Source organism: Winslowiella toletana, assembly GCF_017875465.1.
In the GTDB taxonomy this organism is placed as follows: domain Bacteria; phylum Pseudomonadota; class Gammaproteobacteria; order Enterobacterales; family Enterobacteriaceae; genus Erwinia; species Erwinia toletana.
On the sequence record NZ_JAGGMQ010000001.1, the window covers coordinates 361,789 to 381,145 of the forward strand.

Sequence of the window (19,357 nt, forward strand, 5' to 3'; positions counted from 1 at the left end):
TTTGCTACCACACAACGTGAAACCTTCAGGTCAACTGTCAGGCAGGAACCGGTCATGAATGCTACTACACAGGATTCAGCAGAAAAGAAAGGCATTAGTGACCTTTTGGTTCGCCTGCGCGCAAACCCTCGCATTCCTTTAATTATTGCCTCCGCGTTTGTTATCGCGGTGGTCATTGCCATGGTCCTGTGGGCGAAAGCACCAGATTATCGTGTCCTTTATAACAACCTCACCGACGAAGACGGTGGCGCAATCGTTACGCAGTTAACCCAGATGAATGTCCCCTACCGTTTTGAAGAAAACGGCGGCGCATTAATGGTGCCAGCGGAGAAGGTTCACGAACTGCGTCTGCGTCTGGCGCAACAGGGTTTGCCAAAAGGCGGCGCGGTAGGCTTTGAGCTGCTGGATAAAGAGAAGTTTGGTATCAGCCAGTTCAGCGAGCAGGTTAACTATCAGCGCGCCCTTGAAGGTGAACTGGCCCGCACCATCGAAACCTTTGGTCCGGTCAAAAGCGCACGCGTCCATCTGGCGATGCCAAAACCCACCTTATTTGTCCGTGAGCAAAAATCACCTTCTGCTTCCGTAACGCTGAATCTGCAGCCGGGCCGTGCGCTCGATGAAGGTCAAATCAGCGCGGTGGTGCATATGGTTTCCAGCAGCGTCGCTGGCTTACCGCCAGGCAACGTGACGGTAGTCGATCAGGCTGGTCGTCTGCTGACCCGCGCTGAAGCCGCTGGACGTGACCTGAACGATGCTCAGCTGAAATACACAACCGACGTGGAAAACCGTTACCAGCAGCGTATTGAAGCAATTCTGGGTCCGATTGTCGGCCAGACTAACGTTCACGCTCAGGTTACCGCGCAGATTGATTTCGACAGCCGTGAGCAGACCGACGAACAGTACAAACCGAATACTGACCCAAGTAATGCGGCGATTCGTTCTCGTCAGAGCAGCGTCAGCGAACAGCTGGGTGGACAGAGTGCAGGCGGCGTACCAGGCGCGTTATCGAATCAACCGGCGCCGGCGAATACCGCACCGATTTCAACGCAGAACACCGCGCCTGCCGCAAATGGCACCGCGAATGCTAATGGCAACAACGCGAATAACCCGAACAACGCGAATGCTGCGGCGACCACCAGCGCCAACAGTGCACGTGCAGTGCCGTCGAACACCCGTAAGGATGACACCACTAACTACGAAGTCGACCGCACCATCCTGCATACCAAAATGAATGTCGGCAACGTGAAACGCCTGTCGGTCGCGGTAGTAGTTAACTATCGCGCCGATGATAAAGGCAAAGAGATCGCGCTTAATGAGCAGCAGATTAAGCAGATCGAAGACCTGACGCGTGAAGCGATGGGCTTCTCTACTGACCGCGGTGATAGCGTCAACGTCGTTAACTCACCGTTTACGCAGAGTGATATCAGCGCCGCTGAGCTGCCATTCTGGCAACAGCAGTCGTTCTTTGACCAGCTGATGGTCGCCGGACGCTGGCTGCTGATTGCACTGGTCGCCTTTATCCTCTACCGCAAACTGGTGCGTCCGCATCTGGTGCGTAAGCAGAAGCTGGAGAAAGCGGCGGAAGAAGCGGCAGCGGCCAAAGCCCAGCAGCCAGTTGAAGAAGATTATAAGGTCTCGCTCAGTAAAGACGAGCAGGACCAGGAACGTAAGTCTCAGCATCGTATGAGCGCTGAGGTCCTGAGCCAACGTATTCGTGAGATGTCTGAAAACGATCCGCGTGTGGTGGCCCTGGTTATTCGCCAATGGATGAGTAACGAACTATGAGTCTTACCGGTACTGAAAAAAGCGCCATCCTGATGATGACAATTGGCGAAGAACGAGCAGCTGAGGTGTTTAAACACCTCGGCACCCGCGAAGTGCAGCATCTGAGTGCGGCGATGGCCAATATGAAGCAGGTGTCGCACAAACAGCTGACTGACGTGCTGCGTGAGTTCGAAGCTGATGCTGAACAGTTTGCGGCGCTGAGCCTCAACTCCAATGATTATCTGCGTTCGGTGCTGACTAAAGCGCTGGGAGAAGAGCGTGCCGCCACCCTGCTGGAGGATATTCTCGAAACCCGCGAAACCACCACCGGTATGGAAACGCTGAACTTTATGGAACCGCAGGCAGCGGCAGACCTGATTCGCGACGAACACCCGCAGATTATCGCCACCATCCTGGTGCATCTGAAACGTGGTCAGGCGGCGGATATTCTGGCGCAGTTCGACGATCGTCTGCGTCACGATGTGATGCTGCGTATCGCCACCTTCGGCGGTGTACAGCCAGCGGCGCTGGCGGAGCTGACCGAAGTGCTGAACGGCCTGCTCGATGGTCAGAACCTCAAACGTGCGAAGATGGGCGGCGTAAGAACCGCAGCCGAGATTATCAACCTGATGAAAACGCAGCAGGAAGAAGCGGTTATCGAAGCAGTACGCGAATTCGACGGCGAGCTGGCGCAGAAAATTATCGACGAGATGTTCCTGTTCGAAAATCTGGTGGAAGTGGACGACCGCAGTATCCAGCGCCTGTTGCAGGAAGTGGAGTCCGAGCAGTTGCTGGTCGCACTGAAAGGTTCCGAACAGCCGCTGCGCGAGAAGTTCCTCAAGAACATGTCTGCCCGTGCCGCCGATATCCTGCGCGACGACCTGGCCAACCGTGGCCCGGTACGTATGTCCGCAGTGGAAAACGAACAGAAAGCGATTCTGCTGATTGTTCGTCGTCTGGCGGAAAGCGGCGAAATGGTGATTGGCGGCGGCGAGGAAACTTATGTCTGATGCCTTTTCTTCCCGACCATGGCAAGCCTGGCAGCCTGATGATCTGGCGCAGCCGGAGAAGCCATTAGTTGAAGAGTTTGTGCTGCCGCAGATAGTGAGCGACGACGCCGACGAAGCCGATGAACAGCAGAGCCAGCTGGAGATGTTGCAGGCGCAGATCCGCCATGATGCGCAGAACCTGGGTTATGCCGAAGGGCATAAAAAAGGCTTAAGCGAAGGCCAGCAGGCCGGTTATGAAGCTGGCTTTCAGCAGGGTCTGGCGGAAGCCCAGCAGCAGCAGGCGCCGTTGCAGGCGCGGATGCAACAGCTGGTGGCCGAATTCCAGCATACGCTGGAAGCGCTCGACAGCGTGATCGCCGCGCGTCTGATGCAGATGGCGCTGGAAGCCGCACGTACGGTGATTGGTCAGGCCACCGCCGTCGACGGCACTGCCCTGCTGCGTCAGATCCAGCAGATGATTCAGCAGGAGCCGATGTTTAGCGGCAAGCCGCAGCTACGGGTGCATCCGGACGACTTACAGCGCGTCGAGCAGACGCTGGGCGCGACGCTGGATCTGCATGGCTGGCGCTTACTGGCCGACAGTTCGCTGCACCCTGGCGGCTGCAAAGTCAGTGCGGAAGATGGCGACCTTGACGCCAGCATCGCCACGCGCTGGCATGAATTGTGCCGCCTGGCCGCACCGGGAGAATTGTAATGACGACGCGTCTTTCACGCTGGCTTGGCACTCTCGACGCCTTCGAGCAGCGCATGGCCCAGGTGCCGACAGTACGCCGTTATGGCCGTCTGGTGCGCGCCACCGGACTGGTGCTGGAAGCCACCGGCCTGCAACTGCCGCTGGGCGCCACCTGCGTTATTGAACGTCATGACGGCAACGAGGTTTCCGAAGTCGAAAGCGAAGTGGTGGGTTTTAATGGTCAGCGACTGTTTCTGATGCCGCTGGAAGAAGTCGAAGGCATTCTGCCCGGCGCGCGCGTATTTGCACGCGTGGCCGGTGATAACCAGCACAGCGGCAAACAGCTGCTGCTGGGACCTGAGCTGCTGGGTCGCGTGCTGGATGGCGCGGGCCGTCCGCTGGATGGTTTACCGGCGCCGGATACCGGCTACCGCGCCCCGCTGATCACCCCGCCTTTTAACCCGTTACAACGTACGCCAATTACCGATGTACTGGATACCGGCGTACGCGCGATCAACGCCCTGCTTACTGTCGGTCGCGGTCAGCGTATGGGTCTGTTCGCCGGTTCCGGCGTCGGCAAAAGCGTGTTGCTCGGCATGATGGCGCGCTACACCAAAGCGGATGTGATTGTGGTCGGGCTCATCGGTGAACGTGGCCGTGAAGTAAAAGACTTTATTGAAAATATTCTGGGGGTTGAGGGGCGTTCCCGGGCGGTGGTGATTGCCGCGCCTGCCGATGTCTCTCCCCTGCTGCGTATGCAGGGCGCCGCCTATGCCACGCGTATCGCCGAAGATTTCCGCGATCGCGGTCAGCATGTGCTGCTGATTATGGACTCCCTGACGCGCTATGCGATGGCGCAGCGTGAAATTGCGCTGGCGATCGGTGAGCCACCGGCCACCAAAGGCTATCCACCCTCGGTGTTCGCCAAACTGCCAGCGCTGGTTGAGCGCGCCGGTAACGGTATCGACGGCGGCGGCTCGATCACCGCGTTCTACACCGTTCTGACCGAAGGCGATGACCAGCAGGACCCGATTGCCGACTCGGCGCGCGCCATTCTTGATGGCCATATTGTGTTATCACGTCGCCTGGCGGAAGCCGGTCACTATCCGGCGATTGATATCGAAGCCTCGATTAGCCGTGCAATGACCTCGTTAATCGACGAAATACATTACGCCCGCGTCAGGCAATTTAAACAGTTGTTGTCGAGCTACCAGCGCAACCGCGATCTGGTCAGTGTCGGCGCCTATGCCGCCGGTAGCGATCCGACGCTGGACAGAGCGATTCAGCTCTATCCGGAACTGGAAGCCTTCCTGCAACAGGGCATTTTTGAGCGCAGTCAATATGATGACGCCAGCCTGCATCTGCAGGCCATTTTCGGTTAATGATAACCGCCGATAACATCCGTTGAGACCAGCATGGCGAAACAGAATACACCGATAGAGACGTTGCGCGACCTGGCGCAAAAAGACGTCGAGAAAGCCGCTGTGCAGCTGGGCGATGTACGCCGCGCGCACAAGCAGGCCGACGAACAGCTCTCGATGCTGCTCAACTATCAGGATGAATATCGCAATAAGCTCAATAACGATATGTCGGGCGGTATCGCCAGCACCCGCTGGCATAACTATCACCAGTTTATTCTGACGCTGGAAAAGGCCATTGAGCAGCACCGTAATCAACTGGCGCAGTGGAACGTCAAACTGGAACAGGCTTTACAGCTGTGGCGCAATAAACAGCAGCGGCTTCATGCCTACGAAACACTGCAGGCCCGCGCCGAGGCTAACGAATTGCTACAAGAAAACCGTCTCGATCAGAAACGGATGGATGAATTTGCCCAACGGGCATCATTGAGGAAAGGCGAATGATTACGCTGCCAACACTTCCCACTTCAGTCACCTCGGACACCAGCGTGGATACCTCAGCCAGCGGCGAAAGTCTGCTGGCCGCGGGTGATACGCCAAAAGCGTTTTTAACCCTGCTGGGCAACCGTCTTCTGACCCTGGCGCAGCAGTCAGGCAGCGCCGCGACCGACAGCGCGCAGCTGGGCAAAGGCGAAACCAAAGGCCAGCAGCAGCCGGTAGCCGAGCTAAGCGCCCTGATGGCGGCGCTGGATAAACCGGAAACCTTAAATGCCTTGTTGCAGACTGAAAATGTTAAAGGCGACAGCAAATCCGCCGATGATAAAGATAAGTTAGCCGCAACTGATCTAAGCGACAGTGATGTGCAGACGTTACAGGCGCTGTTTGCCATGCTGCCACAGGCGCAGATGCAGCAACTGGCTACCGCCCCTGCCGCCGCACAGAGTGCGCTGGCCGGTAGCGGAACGGTAACGGGCACTGGCGGCAGCACCGATAAAAACGCGATGCTGGCGGCGGCGCTGAGCAGCCTGAGCGCGAAAACAGCCGCTGGCGAGGATGCCAGCAATAGCGCGACGGCCACGCTGACCACCAGCAGCAGCGCCAGTGACGGTAAAAACGCCACCACTGCGTTGCACAGCATGTTCAGTGCAAGCAGCAGCAATCAGGCGGCAACCGATTTATCGGCCAGCAGCCCTTTCCAGCAGGCATTAAGCAACTTCACTAAAGAAGAGCCGCTGGATCAGAGTACGCAGCAGGCCAGCAGCGTTAACCTGAGCGCCGTGGTCTCCAGCGCCAGCGTCGTCACCACGCCGACCGCCTCAGCCACCAGTCTGACGCCGGTCACGCCGCAGCTGAATTCACAGCTCGGCAGCCCGGAGTGGCAGCAGGCATTAAGCCAGCAGGTGCTGATGTTTAGCCGTAATGGTCAGCAGAACGCCGAGTTACGCCTGCATCCGCAGGATCTGGGCAGTATTCAAATCAGTCTGAAACTGGATAACGACCAGGCGCAGCTGAGTATGGTTTCCGGACACAGTCAGGTGCGCGCCGCGCTTGAAGCCGCCCTGCCGCAACTGCGCACTGCGCTGGCGGAGAGCGGCATCAACCTCGGACAGACCAATGTCAGCAGCGATGCCTTCCCACAGAGCCAGACGTTCAGTGGCCAGCAGGAATCGCGGCGCGACAGCGGTAACGGCAGTTTTGCCCAGGCCATGGACAGCGATAGCGAAATAACGCCAATCGCCGTTCCCGCCGCCTTACAGGCGCGCGCGGCAGGCAATAATGCTGTCGATATTTTCGCCTGATAGCAACAAACGCAGAAGGTAATAGCAAAACGCGTGTCTTTTCCCCCCATTGAACGGCGAGAGACGCGGGATAATCTGACCTGGCTCGCCGGCTGGCGTCGCTCAAATAATTCACAGGAAGTTATTGCAACATGTCTGATAACGCGAAAGCCAAAAGCCGCAAACGTTCAATTATGATCCCGCTGTTACTGGTCGTAACACTGGCCGCTTGTAGCGCGGGCGGCTACGCAGTCTGGCGCATGATGCACAAACCTGCTGACACAGCTGATGCTGCTGCTGAAAAGCAGGAACCGCCGGCAGCGCCTATATTTTTAGCACTTGATACTTTTACGGTTAACCTGGTCAATGCTGACAACGATCCCGATCGTGTGCTGTACGTAGGCTTTACCCTGCGTGTGCCCGATGATGAGACTCGTCGTCGCATGAACGACTATCTGCCTGAGGTCCGCAGTCGTTTGCTGTTACTGCTGTCTCGTCAGAACGCTGCGGCGCTGGCGAATGAACAGGGTAAACAGGATCTGATGACGCAGATCAAACAGGTGCTGGCGCCTCCGCTGGTGAAGGGTCAACCTCCGCAGGTGGTAAACGACGTACTGTTTACTGCCTTCATTTTGAGGTGAGTCAATGGGCGATAGTATTCTTTCCCAGGCTGAAATCGATGCGCTACTTAACGGCGACAGCGACAGCGCGGAAGACGTAAATATTAAAGGTAAGGGCGAAAGCGATATTCGTCCTTACGATCCAAACACCCAGCGTCGCGTGGTGCGCGAGCGTTTACAGGCACTGGAAATTATTAATGAGCGCTTTGCGCGTGCATTTCGTATGGGGTTATTCAACCTGTTACGTCGTAGCCCGGACATCAGCGTTGGCGGCATTAAGATTCAGCCTTACCATGAATTTGCCCGCAACCTGCCGGTACCGACTAACCTTAACCTGATACATCTGAAGCCTTTACGCGGTACGGCGCTGTTTGTGTTCTCTCCGGGTCTGGTGTTTATCGCGGTGGATAACCTGTTTGGTGGCGATGGTCGTTTCCCGACAAAAGTTGAAGGTCGCGAATTTACCCATACCGAGCAGCGCGTTATTCGCCGCATGCTGAAACTGGCGCTGGAGAGCTACAGTGACGCATGGAAAGCGATTTACCCGCTCGACGTAGAGTATGTGCGTTCGGAAATGCAGGTTAAGTTCACCAATATCACCACGTCACCGAACGATATCGTGGTTACCACCCCCTTCCAGGTGGAAATTGGCAACCTGATCGGCGAATTCAATATCTGTATTCCGTTCAGCATGATTGAACCGCTGCGCGAACTGCTGGTTAACCCGCCGCTGGAGAACTCGCGGCAGGAAGATCAGAGCTGGCGTCAGACGCTGGTGAAGCAGGTGCAGCACTCAGAGCTGGAGCTGGTAGCGAATTTTGCCGACGTCTCACTGCAGATTTCGCGCATTCTGAAGCTGCAACCCGGTGATGTACTGCCGATTGAAAAGCCCGACCGTATTATCGCGCACGTCGATGGCGTGCCTGTATTAACCAGTCAATATGGCACGCTGAATGGCCAATATGCGCTGCGTGTAGAACATTTGATTAACCCGATTTTGAATTCGCTGAACGAGGAACAGCCCCATGACTGACAATAAACCGTCCGACGATAACGGGTCCGCGGACGATCTGTGGGCTGAAGCGATGAACGAGCAGGCGTCGTCATCCAGCGCGCCATCACCGGAAACGGTGTTTAAGTCGCTGGAAAGCAACGACGTGGTCGGTTCAATGCAGGATATCGACCTGATTATGGATATTCCGGTCAAGCTCACCGTTGAGCTGGGCCGCACCAAGATGACCATCAAAGAGCTGCTGCGCCTGTCACAGGGTTCGGTGGTGGCGCTGGATGGTCTGGCCGGTGAACCGCTGGATATCCTGATCAACGGTTACCTGATTGCCCAGGGTGAAGTGGTGGTTGTGGCGGATAAATACGGTGTGCGTATTACCGATATCATTACCCCGTCTGAACGTATGCGTCGACTGAGCCGTTAAATGAAAAGCAGCACCCAGCAGATCCAACAAACGCCTTCAGCCCCACCCGCAGCCTCTGCGGGTTCAATGCTGACCCAGGTCAGTTCAGTACTGGCATTTATCGTGTTACTGATTCTGTTCTGCGCCTGGCTGGCGCGCCGTTTTGGTTTTGCGCCAAAAAAGGTCGGGTCGCAGTCGCTGAATATCAGCGCCAGTGTCAGTGTCGGCCAGCGTGAACGCGTGGTGATTGTCGATGTTGACGATGCGCGTCTGGTGCTGGGTGTTACTGCACAAACTATTACGCATCTGCATACGCTGCCGCCAAAGGCTGCGGATGAAAATCCGCTGCCAGCGGCAAAAGCCGATTTCCGCCAGATGTTGCAGACGTTGACCAAACGCCCGGGAAAACCGCAATGATTCGTCGCCTGTTAACCCTGTTGCCACTGTTATTGCTGGTGCTGGTGCCTGAGGTTCATGCCCAATTACCGGGTCTGGTCAGTAAACCCCTGGCCAACGGTGGCCAGAGCTGGTCACTGCCGGTGCAGACGCTGGTGTTTATCACCTCGCTGACTTTTTTACCGGCCATACTGCTGATGATGACCAGCTTTACCCGCATCATTATCGTGTTTGGCCTGTTGCGTAACGCCCTCGGCACCCCGTCAGCGCCGCCTAACCAGGTGATGCTTGGTCTGGCGCTGTTTCTGACCTTTTTTATTATGGCGCCGGTGTTCGACAAGATTTATCAGGATGCTTATCTGCCGTTTAGCGAGGATAAGATCAGCATGGAAGTGGCGATTGATAAAGGCGCGCAGCCACTACGTGAGTTTATGCTGCGTCAGACGCGCGAAGCTGACCTGGCGCTGTTTGCCCGTCTGGCGAATACGCCGCCGCTTGCCGGTCCGGAAGCGGTGCCAATGCGGATCTTGCTGCCCGCGTACGTCACCAGCGAGCTGAAAACCGCGTTTCAGATTGGCTTTACCGTATTTATTCCGTTTTTGATTATCGATTTAGTGGTCGCCAGCGTACTGATGGCGCTGGGAATGATGATGGTGCCACCGGCAAGCATCGCCCTGCCCTTTAAACTGATGCTGTTTGTGCTGGTCGATGGCTGGCAACTGCTGGTCAGCTCACTGGCGCAGAGTTTCTACTCTTAGTAACCTGGAAAACACAATATGACACCTGAATCGGTAATGGTCCTCGGCCAGGAAGCGATGAAAGTCGCGCTGGCGCTGGCTGCCCCGCTGCTGCTGGCGGCGTTAATTAGCGGATTGCTGATTAGCCTGTTGCAGGCGGCGACCCAGGTTAACGAACAGACCCTCTCTTTTATTCCAAAAATCCTCGCCGTGGCGTCTACCGCGGTGATCGCCGGTCCGTGGATGCTCAGCCTGGTGCTCGACTATATGCGCACCCTGTTTAGCAACCTGCCTTACATTATCGGCTAATGCTGACCTTCGACAGCAGTCAACTGCTTAGCTGGATCGGCCAGTTCTTCTGGCCAATGGTACGTGTACTGGCGCTGATTGCCACCGCGCCAATCCTCAGTGAGCGTTCAGTCAGCCGCAAAGTGAAACTCGGCCTGGCGGCAATGATCACCTGGGTGCTGGTGCCGTCACTGCCGCCAACTGACGTTACGCTGTTTTCAGTCGGTGGCTTCTGGCTGTTAATCCAGCAGATGCTGATTGGCATTGCGCTGGGTTTAACCATGCAGTTTGCTTTTGCAGCGGTGCGAACCGCCGGGGAAGTGATTGGTTTACAGATGGGGATTTCATTTGCTACCTTCTTCGACCCGGGTAGCCGCCTGAATATGCCAGTGCTGGCGCGTTTTCTCGATATGCTGGCGATGTTGCTGTTTCTCACCTTCAACGGCCACTTATGGTTGATCTCGTTACTGGCGGACAGTTTTCATACCCTGCCAATTGGTGGCGATCCGCTTAACGCGAATGCTTTCCTGGCCCTGACGAAAGCCGGTGGATTAATTTTCCTTAATGGCATGATGTTAGCGTTACCACTTATCACTTTGCTGCTCACCTTAAATATGGCACTGGGTTTGTTAAACCGTGTTTCACCACAGCTGTCGGTTTTTGCGATTGGCTTCCCCATTACCTTATCGATCGGAATTCTGACCCTCGGGGTCATGATGCCGCTGCTGGCCCCCTTCTGCGAACATTTGTTCAGCGAAGTGTTTGATTTGCTATCCGACATCCTCTCAGAGATGCCTGGAAAGTAAACATTAGCCCGACAAACACAACGCCACCCCGATACTTAAGCATCCAAAATCTATATGTGCATTTTTCGAACCATTTTTATCAGAATTCAACTAAGGAAATTCTGATAAATGCATTTCACCGATGAAAATTATTCTTATTAAATGGCGCTTCGCGTATTTTAAAAATGAAAACCCAAACTGAGCGGGCTCAGGTTTACTGCGGTCATACAGCGTAAATTGGTGTTTTAAAAGGAATTTTTATTTAGTTTTTTTTCCTTGCCTAAAATTGTTTTTTGCGGCATTGTCAACACTCCTCGGGGTGCAAAACATTCGGAGAGTAAATGAATTTAAGAATTGTCCTATCAGCAACAGACTAGTTCTGCGCGATAGTGGCAGCGCTTTCAAAAAATTGCAGTGGATATTATGGAATGGCGGGCTGCCAGCGGGTCGTTTTGATCGGCACCATTTCCCTGCGTTTAGACAGAGCACTACGTCTCCCAAACCCAACTATGCAGCAATCAGCAAGGATAAAAAGAGGGTCCAGGCTTAACATCGCTACGGAATCCTGACAGCTGAGCAACAATAAAAACTAGTGATAACAATCTTTCTCGTACCGCGATACGCGTAATTCATCGTTGATTTAACGGATAACAATTTGGTGAGGGTCGCTAACATGCCAACGATTATTATGGATTCATGCAGCTATACACGACTTGGTTTAATGGACTACATGGCGTTAAAAGGAGTTAAGAAAAAAAATATCTCCTCTGCCAGTGATATCGACCAGCTTCATAATAAATGCCAACAGGTTAAACCTGGCATTGTATTTATTAATGAAGAATGTTTTATTCACGAAGCAGATGCCAGCCAGCGGATCCGTAGTATTATTATGCAGCATCCGGATACGTTATTTTTCATCTTTATGGCCATTTCTAATATCCATTTTGAGGAATATCTCTACGTTCGCAAGAACCTGATTATTACATCAAAATCGATAAAGCCATCAACTTTAGATAATCTGCTGAGCACCTATTTACAAAAAAAATTCAGCACCACAACGCGTATTTCATCTGGTCTCGATGTGCATCCACTGACATTAAGCCAGACTGAATCAAATATGCTGAAAATGTGGATGTCAGGTCATGACACTATTCAGATCTCTGACAAGATGCAAATTAAAGCCAAGACAGTTTCATCGCATAAAGGCAATATCAAACGCAAAATAAAAACACACAACAAACAAGTTATTTATCATGTGGTTCGTTTGACTGATAATGTCACCTCGGGCATTTATGTTAACGTGAGATAATCACGCAATGAAAAGGTCGGCGCCTGCCGGCCTTTTTGTTAACTTTTTTTCGCTGGTTTTGCGACGCAGATCCCACTTGCCCCCCTAATGTTTCTCCCCTGCTGGCCGATGTCTGGATCGATTACCGGAGCGATGCTTCGCCCTTCATCTGACAGAGAGCTACAGGATATGAAAGCTAATCAAGAGCCCGAACAGGGTGGGATACGTTTCTGGCAGAATCTGCGACTGGTTCCTTTGTTCGCAGTGATCTTCAGTGGGATTCTGCTGTTATTTGCGTTGTGCATTGGTCTTTCCAGCTATTTTCTGGTTAAAAGTAATCAGTCATTAAATGACGCTACCCAGGAAATCCAAATCCGCATGGGGCTGTCTAATAGCTCCAACCATTTGCGTACCGCCCGTCTGCTGGTCATTCATGCTGGCGCGGCAGCACGTATTGGTGAAATGGATGAGTTTAAAGCTAACCTCGCGGCCACCGAAAAACGAATTAAACAGGCGCAGGATAACTTTCTTATTTATATGAACCGTGGCAATAAAACGGCTGAAGGAATAAGCCTTGATGGCCCGCTAAAAGAAAAATTTGATAACTACGTCAGTAAAGGGTTGCAGCCGATGTTAAGTTCGGCCAGCCAGGGCAGTTTTGAAGGCGTGATTGCTCAGGAGACCGATGTCACGCGTAAGCTCGATAATGAATATAATGAAGTGCTGCTAAAGGCAATTAAGATTCGCACCGACCGTGCGGAACAGATTAATAGTGTGGCGCAGCAGCAGTCACGCCTCGGCTTTATTATGATGGGCGGCGCATTCGCTTTAGCATTGATTATTACCTTAGTGACCTTTATCTTCCTGCGGCGGGTGATTATCAACCCACTGCATAACGCCGTGGGTCGGATCGAATTGATCGCCAACGGCGATTTAACCGCTCCGATGCAGTCGTGGGGACGCAGTGAAATCGGCGCTCTCAGCCATAACCTGCAAATTATGCAGCAGGCGCTGATGAAAACCGTCGGTACGGTGCGCGAAGGCGCGGTGGCGATCTATCAGGGTTCGAGTGAGATCTCTGCGGGCAATACCGACCTCTCCTCGCGCACCGAGCAACAGGCGGCAGCGCTGGAGCAGACCGCCGCCAGTATGGAGCAGCTAACCGCAACGGTGAAGCAGAACGCCGAAAACGCCCATCACGCCAGCCAGCTGGCGGCAGACGCTTCCGGTAAGGCCCGTCAGGGCGGCGATATCGTGACCGGTGTGGTCAGCACCATGAATAATATTTCCAACAGCTCAAAGAAAATCGCCGAAATCACCACCGTTATCAACAGTATCGCCTTTCAGACCAATATCCTCGCGCTTAACGCCGCGGTAGAGGCGGCACGCGCCGGTGAGCAGGGACGCGGCTTTGCCGTGGTGGCCAGCGAAGTGCGCAGCCTGGCGCAGCGCAGCGCGCAGGCGGCGAAAGAGATTGAAGGTTTGATCTCAGAGTCGGTGGACCTGATTGGCAAGGGGTCATCACAGGTGGGACACGCGGGCGATACCATGGGCGAAATTGTCGATGCCGTACGTCGCGTCACCGATATTATGGCGGAAATTGCCGCCGCCTCAGATGAACAGAGCCGGGGTATTGAGCAGGTCAGCCAGGCGGTTACCGAAATGGATAACGTCACGCAGCAGAACGCCTCACTGGTTGAAGAAGCCTCAGCTGCGGCCTCTTCACTGGAAGAGCAGGCTGGCCGCCTGACGCAGGCGGTCGCCGCCTTCCGTCTCAGCGATCAACAGCATCTTAGCGGCAAAAAAATGCCCTCAGCGACGCCAGTCAAAGCGCCGCGGGCGATCGCCGGACGCCCCGCCCTGAGTGGTGGTGATAACTGGGAAACCTTCTAGCAATAATACGGGAGCCACCGTTTATATTTTACGAAATGGCTCCCCTACAGTTAACCGTCGTATGGCACGGCAAATTAAGACGGGAACCGAAAACGCTTTCCATACCCGTAGGGGCGGCGTTCTCGCCGCCCGGATAAATGCTAATCGCCGCACGGCTCGACAAAGATTCCATCCTCATGGCCCTGTTCATTAAAGAACCAGATGCCCAGCGGATAATCATCCAGCGCCACCAGATACATGGTGCCTTCGCTAAACTCTTCCACTGCCAGCACGTTGCCCGCGCGGCGTGGCCCGCCATCTGTCTTAACCGTTACCCGATCATTAACCTTCATGCGCTTCCTCCTGCTGGATACCCGCTGAAGTTTAACTGAAAACGCGGCGGGTTTCCTGACCTTGCGCAATCAGTTAACGACGAGCGATCACCCATACGGCATGCACGATACCCGGAATATAGCCGCAGAGCGTAAGCAAAATATTCAGCCAGAACGCGCCGCCAAAACCGACCTGCATAAAGACACCCAGTGGTGGTAACAAAATAGCGATAACAATACGCAGAAAATCCATAATGACTCCTGTTGGATAAATAGTCCGTACAACATTTTTTAATCTGACCGCTAAAGATAGCAGTTATCTCGCCTGTTGCTCTGTTAGCCGTGTAAAACATCGTAAGTTCGTACACGCGCAGCAAGATTTTCGATTTCTTAACAGTTCGCAACGAGATTTTTGACACCCGCTGGCGCTACAATTTCTCTACTGCACCAACCCCAAAGGCGCAGTCAACCTAAAAGTAACAAGGATTTTTGCCCGCGCAGCGCGGGCTTTTTTTTAGCCTTTTTTCACCCTGCCCCCTGCTGCTGAGCGCGTCTATACTTACAGAACAGTTGCTCTGTGAGGGTATGGCAATGACGACGGCGAAAGAGTACAGCGATAACATTCAGCGCGAAGTTGGCATTGATGTTGAGGCGTTACTGGAGGCGATTCAGCGTCGTGCATCCGGTGAGGTGCAGGATTTTATCGAAAGCGATGATGCCCATCACTTCAAAGTGGACGGCAGAGCGTATCACTCCTGTAGCGAGCTGGCGGAAGCCTTTGAGCTGGATATCCGCGACTTTTCAATCAGTGAAGTGAACCGATGAAATCGATTTCAAAAAAATCCCGACCAGTGGTCGGGATAAAAAACGCTTCAATGAAATTTGTTACACCAGGGACTTCCTTAACTTAATCAGATTACGCTTTAACCATTCTAAGACAAGTCTGATGTTGCAGCAAAAATGCGACAATTCCCGCAACAATTGTCCATAGCGACGGCGGGAAGTCATGATAATCGCGGCTTACGCGGCGATGATGATAATTTCTCAGCGTGATAACCCCCGCTCCGCTTTAAGATAAATCCTAATCAATCAGCTTCTCTCCCCCCTCAGCCACTAATACCGGTGGTTACATTCCGCCCGCCGCAGAGTCCGTTATACTTAACGATTAATCAGGAAGTTATCTTTGTCGTCTGGCTTATATTTGAGGTACGCAACATGCCCGGTTTGCATGACTCGTTAATGATAGTGACTGATTTAGATGGCTCGCTGCTGGATCACCATACTTACAGCTGGCAACCGGCGCAGCCGTGGCTGGATAAAATTGTTCAGCATCAGATTCCGCTGGTGATCTGTTCCAGCAAAACCGCCTCCGAAATTATCCCGCTGCAACAGCAGCTGGGGTTTAGTGGTGCGCCTTTTATTGCAGAAAACGGTGCGCTGGTGCAACTGGACCGCGCCGATGGCGAAAATATGCGCCATCACGCCGGTAAGGATTACAGTGAAATCTGCCACTGCCTGCGCCGTTTACGCCAGCAATATCAGTTTCGTTTCAGTGGCTTTGCCGACTTTACCGATCAGGAAGTGGCCGATATTACCGGTCTGACAGTGCGTAATGCCGCCCTTGCCCGCCGCCGCGAAGCCTCGGAATCGCTGGTATGGCGCGACAGCGAAGCGCAGTTTGCCGCTTTTGCCGCGGCGCTGGAGCAGGAGGGATTAGCGCTGACGCAGGGTGGCCGTTTCTGGCATGTGATGGCCAGCGGCAGTGGCAAAGGCGCAGCCCTGGCATGGCTGTTGCAGGCATATAAACAGGATAAACGGTTCAGTCAGCACGATTTTATCACCATTGGCCTCGGCGACGGGCCCAATGATGCGCCGATGCTCGACAGTGTTGACTACGCGGTGGTGATTAAAGGTCACAGTAAAACGCCTGTCACTTTAACGCGTCAGGATCAGCACAATATCTATCATACTTCAGCTTATGGCCCTGAAGGCTGGCAGGAAGGACTGCAACATTTTATCGCGCAAGATTAGCCAAAATGCTGGCAAGCCGTACGCTGTTTAAAGGGGAATGCTATGAGTGATTTTTACCAGAATGGTGTTATTACCAATTTCCATAATCTGACCGGCCGACGCGTCAGCGAGCTGGAACAGGATCTGATCGCGTTTTCGCAAAAACGCAAAATGGGGCTGATACTGCCCTCGCTGTTTTCCGAACTGGAAGGCCCGGCGCTGGATCATATTGTTGATGAACTGGCGAAAGTGCCCTATCTGGAAGAGATTGTTATCGGGCTTGATCGCGCCGACCGCGATCAATTTCTGTATGCGCGGGAATTCTTTTCGCGTCTGCCGCAGCGGCATCGTATTTTGTGGAACGACGGTCCGCGCCTGAAAGCGCTGGATGCCGAGCTGGATAAAGAGGGATTGTCCCCTGCCCAGCCCGGTAAAGGGCGCAACGTCTGGTTCTGTACTGGTTACACACTGGCATCCGACCGCACCAGCTGCGTCGCGCTGCATGACTGCGATATTGTCACTTATGAGCGCGGCATGCTGGCGCGCCTGCTCTATCCACTGGCGAATCCCTCCTTCCAGTATGAGTTCTGTAAGGGCTTCTATGCGCGCGTGGCGGATAACAAACTCAATGGCCGCGTCGGTCGTCTGCTGGTCGGGCCACTGCTGCGCTCGCTGCAAAAGGTGTATGGTCACTCTGACTACCTCGACTATCTCAGCAGCTTTCGCTATCCGCTCTCCGGTGAATTTGCCATGCGCACCCATGTGCTGAACGGCATCAAAATTCCCGGCGACTGGGGGCTGGAAATTGGCGTACTGTCAGAGATCTATCGCAACTACACCACGCGCCAGAGCTGTCAGGTGGAGATTGCGGATAACTATGACCATAAACATCAGCCGCTATCAGAAGAGGATGGCACCGGCGGGCTGCGCCGCATGAGTAATGATATTGTGCAGTCACTGCTGCGTAAAATGGCTACCATGGGGGTTAATATCACCAGTGACTCTTTCCGCGTGCTGAAAGCCACTTACTATCGCAACGCGCTGGATATGATGGAAGTCTATAATCACGAAGCGGCCATGAATGGCCTGAAGTTCGACCAGCACGCCGAAGAAGCGGCAGTAGAGATGTTTACCCAGTCGATTCTTGAAGCGGGCCAGTCGTTTATTGAACGTCCAAACGAAAAGCCGTTTATTCCCAGCTGGAGCCGCGTGCAATCCGCTTTCCCGGATATCCTGCAACGCATCTATCAGGCGGTGGAAGAGGACAACACCGGCGAAGTGTAACGCCCGGCTTAGTGCGGTTGCTCTTTATCTGGCGGCGGCAAACTGTTCTTCACCTTCTGCAGCGCATCGGCGTCCAGCCGTTGCGCCAGTTGCTGTAAAATAGCCGTGCGCTTACGCTGTTCAGTACGGTTATCACGCCAGATCATCAGCCCGCGTAACAGGGTAAAAAACACTCCGAGTAAATAGCCCCACTCCTGCAGACTTAGCCGGGTTAAGCTACTTCTGGCGACCCCGAGCAGCAGCAGTAGCGCATTCATTATTATTTCCATTGGCTTCTCCTGTTAGTCAGCAGATGGAATAATAATGAACTTAAAGTTCACATTCAGCAATTAAGATTACGCATTTTGTTAAGCGGATCGCTTAACCTAAATTTTCCCATTTCGCTTCGACCACGACGCCGATAATGCGGCAGTTATCGCTGATTTCCTGCATTTTGTACTCAGGATTAAGCGGTTTCAGATACTTACGCCCGCCATCTTCAATATATTTTTTAAAAGTGGCTTCGTTATCATCGGTCAGGCGGGCAATCACCAGCTTACCGGAGCTGGCCGCCACCTCCGGATCGACCAGAATCAGCATCCCTTCCGGAATACTCAGCCCCACCGGCGCGGTCATTGAGTCGCCTTTCACCTCCAGCCAGAAACTGCCCTCACTTACGTGACGGCTGGTGGCTGGCCAGCGATCGATTTCATCACGCGACCACGGTTCTATCGCCTCACTCCACAGTCCGGCGCTGACCCAGCTAATCAGCGGATAGCCGTTATAAGCGGACGGCTGCGCGACGGCTTTAACATTGTTATCCCCTACGCTGCTGCCAAGTTGCAGCCATTCCAGACTGACATCAAGGAAGCCAGCCAGCGCCTGTAGCTTCGCCTGACGTGGTATTGCCTCGCCATTCAGCCACTTACCGACTGCACGCGGCGTCACGTCCAGCGCACGCGCCAGCTGCACGCCACGACCATGCGCATCAAGGGATTTTAGCCGGCAGGCTTCGTTAAGGCGGGCGGAGAATGCCCTGCGTTGCTGAAGTTGTTCCAACATAAGTTCACCTGGTTCATATCACCGCCATAATGAACTTAAAGTTTATACTTAAACCGTGCGACTGGAAAGCTGCGCCGCCTGCGGGGGAGAGAAATGACAGGCGGCGCAGAGTCTAACTGGCAAGCTGACGTCCGGAGGAGAGCGCAAGCAGTTCATCTTCTCTGAATGCCTCACGCCTGACGCTGTGGCCATCATACCAGCGGCACTCAACCATCCCACTGGCGAAACCGGTCACAATCATGCGGGGTCCACCATTTTTAAGCTGTACTTCATCACTGACAAAAAAGAACATCATGCGCCTCCATATCAGGGTGAGATAAACATACCTGCAAAAATATAGCAGCCGCGTTTGATTTCCGCCTGCGACCAGCGATACAAAAATGGACTTAGCAAGAATAACCAGTAGAAAATATCGATATTGTAGTGGTTTAGCCAGATATAGGATTTTATGATGACTATTTGCGTAAATTATCAAAAAAAGGGTAAAAAAAAACGGACAACCGCAGTTATCCGTTTTTAATGAAACCGTTAGGCCTGGAATCAGATTTTGCAGCCTTCACAATCGGCTTCATCGCCCAGATCGGCGGGCACTTCGCTGGCTTTTTTCTCGGCATTTGCTTCAGCCTGTTCCAGCTGTGCATCAATATCAAATTCAAAAATATCGTCGTTCATGGTTTACTCCAGGTTTTAGTCTTACAGATACTTGCGC

At 53.6% G+C, this 19,357-nt stretch carries 24 protein-coding genes; 18 read left to right on the forward strand and 6 right to left on the reverse strand.

Going from position 1 to position 19,357, the window contains the following annotated elements:
* Positions 1–54: 54 nt before the first annotated feature.
* The 15 genes from fliF (at position 55) to J2125_RS01820 (ending at position 14,002) form a co-directional block, all read left to right on the forward strand.
* A complete protein-coding gene (gene fliF / locus J2125_RS01750) occupies positions 55–1,785 on the forward strand; it encodes a flagellar basal-body MS-ring/collar protein FliF (protein ID WP_017800064.1) in 1,731 nt (576 codons plus the stop codon).
* The gene (fliG, locus tag J2125_RS01755) at positions 1,782–2,774 is read left to right on the forward strand and encodes a flagellar motor switch protein FliG (protein ID WP_017800065.1); all 993 of its coding nucleotides are present in this window, start codon (positions 1,782–1,784) and stop codon (positions 2,772–2,774) included. The genes fliF and fliG overlap by 4 nt, the downstream gene beginning before the upstream one ends.
* A complete protein-coding gene (fliH, locus tag J2125_RS01760) occupies positions 2,767–3,468 on the forward strand; it encodes a flagellar assembly protein FliH (RefSeq protein ID WP_017800066.1) in 702 nt (233 codons plus the stop codon). The genes fliG and fliH overlap by 8 nt, the downstream gene beginning before the upstream one ends.
* Positions 3,468–4,829, forward strand: a complete 1,362-nt coding sequence (gene fliI, locus J2125_RS01765; protein WP_017800067.1) for a flagellar protein export ATPase FliI — start codon at positions 3,468–3,470, stop codon at positions 4,827–4,829. Before fliH ends, fliI begins: the two co-directional genes overlap by 1 nt.
* Before the next feature lie 33 nt (positions 4,830–4,862).
* Entirely contained in the window at positions 4,863–5,309 is a 447-nt protein-coding gene (gene fliJ, locus J2125_RS01770; protein ID WP_026111561.1) for a flagellar export protein FliJ, read from the forward strand.
* Positions 5,306–6,604: a flagellar hook-length control protein FliK gene (locus J2125_RS01775; protein WP_017800069.1), complete on the forward strand. Its 1,299-nt coding sequence runs from the start codon at positions 5,306–5,308 to the stop codon at positions 6,602–6,604. The genes fliJ and J2125_RS01775 overlap by 4 nt, the downstream gene beginning before the upstream one ends.
* A 131-nt stretch (positions 6,605–6,735) precedes the next feature.
* Complete coding sequence (gene fliL, locus J2125_RS01780; RefSeq protein WP_017800070.1) at positions 6,736–7,224, forward strand: flagellar basal body-associated protein FliL; 489 nt, start codon at positions 6,736–6,738, stop codon at positions 7,222–7,224.
* Between the two features lie 4 nt (positions 7,225–7,228).
* Entirely contained in the window at positions 7,229–8,236 is a 1,008-nt protein-coding gene (gene fliM, locus J2125_RS01785; RefSeq protein ID WP_017800071.1) for a flagellar motor switch protein FliM, read from the forward strand.
* On the forward strand, positions 8,229–8,636 hold the full coding sequence (gene fliN, locus J2125_RS01790) for a flagellar motor switch protein FliN (protein ID WP_017800072.1): 408 nt from the start codon (positions 8,229–8,231) through the stop codon (positions 8,634–8,636). The genes fliM and fliN overlap by 8 nt, the downstream gene beginning before the upstream one ends.
* Positions 8,637–9,032 (forward strand): flagellar biosynthetic protein FliO, encoded by a 396-nt coding sequence (gene fliO / locus J2125_RS01795; protein WP_017800073.1) that lies wholly within the window; start codon positions 8,637–8,639, stop codon positions 9,030–9,032. It abuts the gene before it with no gap.
* A complete protein-coding gene (gene fliP / locus J2125_RS01800; protein WP_026111562.1) occupies positions 9,032–9,769 on the forward strand; it encodes a flagellar type III secretion system pore protein FliP in 738 nt (245 codons plus the stop codon). The genes fliO and fliP overlap by 1 nt, the downstream gene beginning before the upstream one ends.
* 18 nt (positions 9,770–9,787) lie before the next feature.
* On the forward strand, positions 9,788–10,057 hold the full coding sequence (gene fliQ, locus J2125_RS01805) for a flagellar biosynthesis protein FliQ (protein ID WP_017800075.1): 270 nt from the start codon (positions 9,788–9,790) through the stop codon (positions 10,055–10,057).
* Entirely contained in the window at positions 10,057–10,842 is a 786-nt protein-coding gene (gene fliR, locus J2125_RS01810; protein WP_017800076.1) for a flagellar biosynthetic protein FliR, read from the forward strand. Before fliQ ends, fliR begins: the two co-directional genes overlap by 1 nt.
* Positions 10,843–11,494: 652 nt before the next feature.
* Positions 11,495–12,130: a transcriptional regulator RcsA gene (gene rcsA, locus J2125_RS01815; RefSeq protein WP_017800077.1), complete on the forward strand. Its 636-nt coding sequence runs from the start codon at positions 11,495–11,497 to the stop codon at positions 12,128–12,130.
* Positions 12,131–12,298: 168 nt separating this feature from the next.
* Positions 12,299–14,002 carry a methyl-accepting chemotaxis protein gene (locus J2125_RS01820; protein WP_244987141.1) on the forward strand — a complete coding sequence of 568 codons (1,704 nt, stop codon included), beginning with the start codon at positions 12,299–12,301 and terminating at the stop codon, positions 14,000–14,002.
* A gap of 140 nt (positions 14,003–14,142) precedes the next feature.
* On the opposite strand, the gene dsrB is transcribed toward J2125_RS01820, so the two are convergent.
* A complete protein-coding gene (dsrB, locus tag J2125_RS01825; RefSeq protein WP_017800078.1) occupies positions 14,143–14,334 on the reverse strand; it encodes a protein DsrB in 192 nt (63 codons plus the stop codon).
* A gap of 73 nt (positions 14,335–14,407) precedes the next feature.
* On the reverse strand, positions 14,408–14,566 hold the full coding sequence (locus tag J2125_RS01830) for a YqaE/Pmp3 family membrane protein (protein ID WP_017800079.1): 159 nt from the start codon (positions 14,564–14,566) through the stop codon (positions 14,408–14,410).
* Between the two features lie 338 nt (positions 14,567–14,904).
* On the opposite strand from J2125_RS01830, the gene yodD reads away from it, so the two are divergent.
* The 3 genes from yodD to J2125_RS01845 all read left to right on the forward strand — a co-directional run bounded on the left by yodD (position 14,905) and on the right by J2125_RS01845 (position 17,607).
* Complete coding sequence (gene yodD, locus J2125_RS01835) at positions 14,905–15,138, forward strand: YodD family peroxide/acid resistance protein (RefSeq protein WP_017800080.1); 234 nt, start codon at positions 14,905–14,907, stop codon at positions 15,136–15,138.
* A gap of 390 nt (positions 15,139–15,528) precedes the next feature.
* The gene (locus tag J2125_RS01840; protein ID WP_026111563.1) at positions 15,529–16,344 is read left to right on the forward strand and encodes a mannosyl-3-phosphoglycerate phosphatase-related protein; all 816 of its coding nucleotides are present in this window, start codon (positions 15,529–15,531) and stop codon (positions 16,342–16,344) included.
* Between the two features lie 42 nt (positions 16,345–16,386).
* On the forward strand, positions 16,387–17,607 hold the full coding sequence (locus J2125_RS01845; RefSeq protein ID WP_017800082.1) for a glycosyltransferase family protein: 1,221 nt from the start codon (positions 16,387–16,389) through the stop codon (positions 17,605–17,607).
* 8 nt (positions 17,608–17,615) lie between these two features.
* Here J2125_RS01845 and J2125_RS01850 read toward each other — a convergent pair whose 3' ends face one another.
* The 4 genes from J2125_RS01850 to J2125_RS25115 form a co-directional block, all read right to left on the reverse strand.
* Entirely contained in the window at positions 17,616–17,876 is a 261-nt protein-coding gene (locus J2125_RS01850) for a hypothetical protein (protein ID WP_071590497.1), read from the reverse strand.
* A gap of 91 nt (positions 17,877–17,967) precedes the next feature.
* The gene (locus J2125_RS01855) at positions 17,968–18,648 is read right to left on the reverse strand and encodes a LexA family protein (RefSeq protein WP_017800084.1); all 681 of its coding nucleotides are present in this window, start codon (positions 18,646–18,648) and stop codon (positions 17,968–17,970) included.
* A 112-nt stretch (positions 18,649–18,760) separates the two neighbouring features.
* On the reverse strand, positions 18,761–18,940 hold the full coding sequence (locus J2125_RS01860) for a YodC family protein (protein WP_017800085.1): 180 nt from the start codon (positions 18,938–18,940) through the stop codon (positions 18,761–18,763).
* A 248-nt stretch (positions 18,941–19,188) separates the two neighbouring features.
* Entirely contained in the window at positions 19,189–19,320 is a 132-nt protein-coding gene (locus J2125_RS25115) for a hypothetical protein (RefSeq protein WP_017800086.1), read from the reverse strand.
* Between the last annotated feature and the right edge of the window lie 37 nt (positions 19,321–19,357).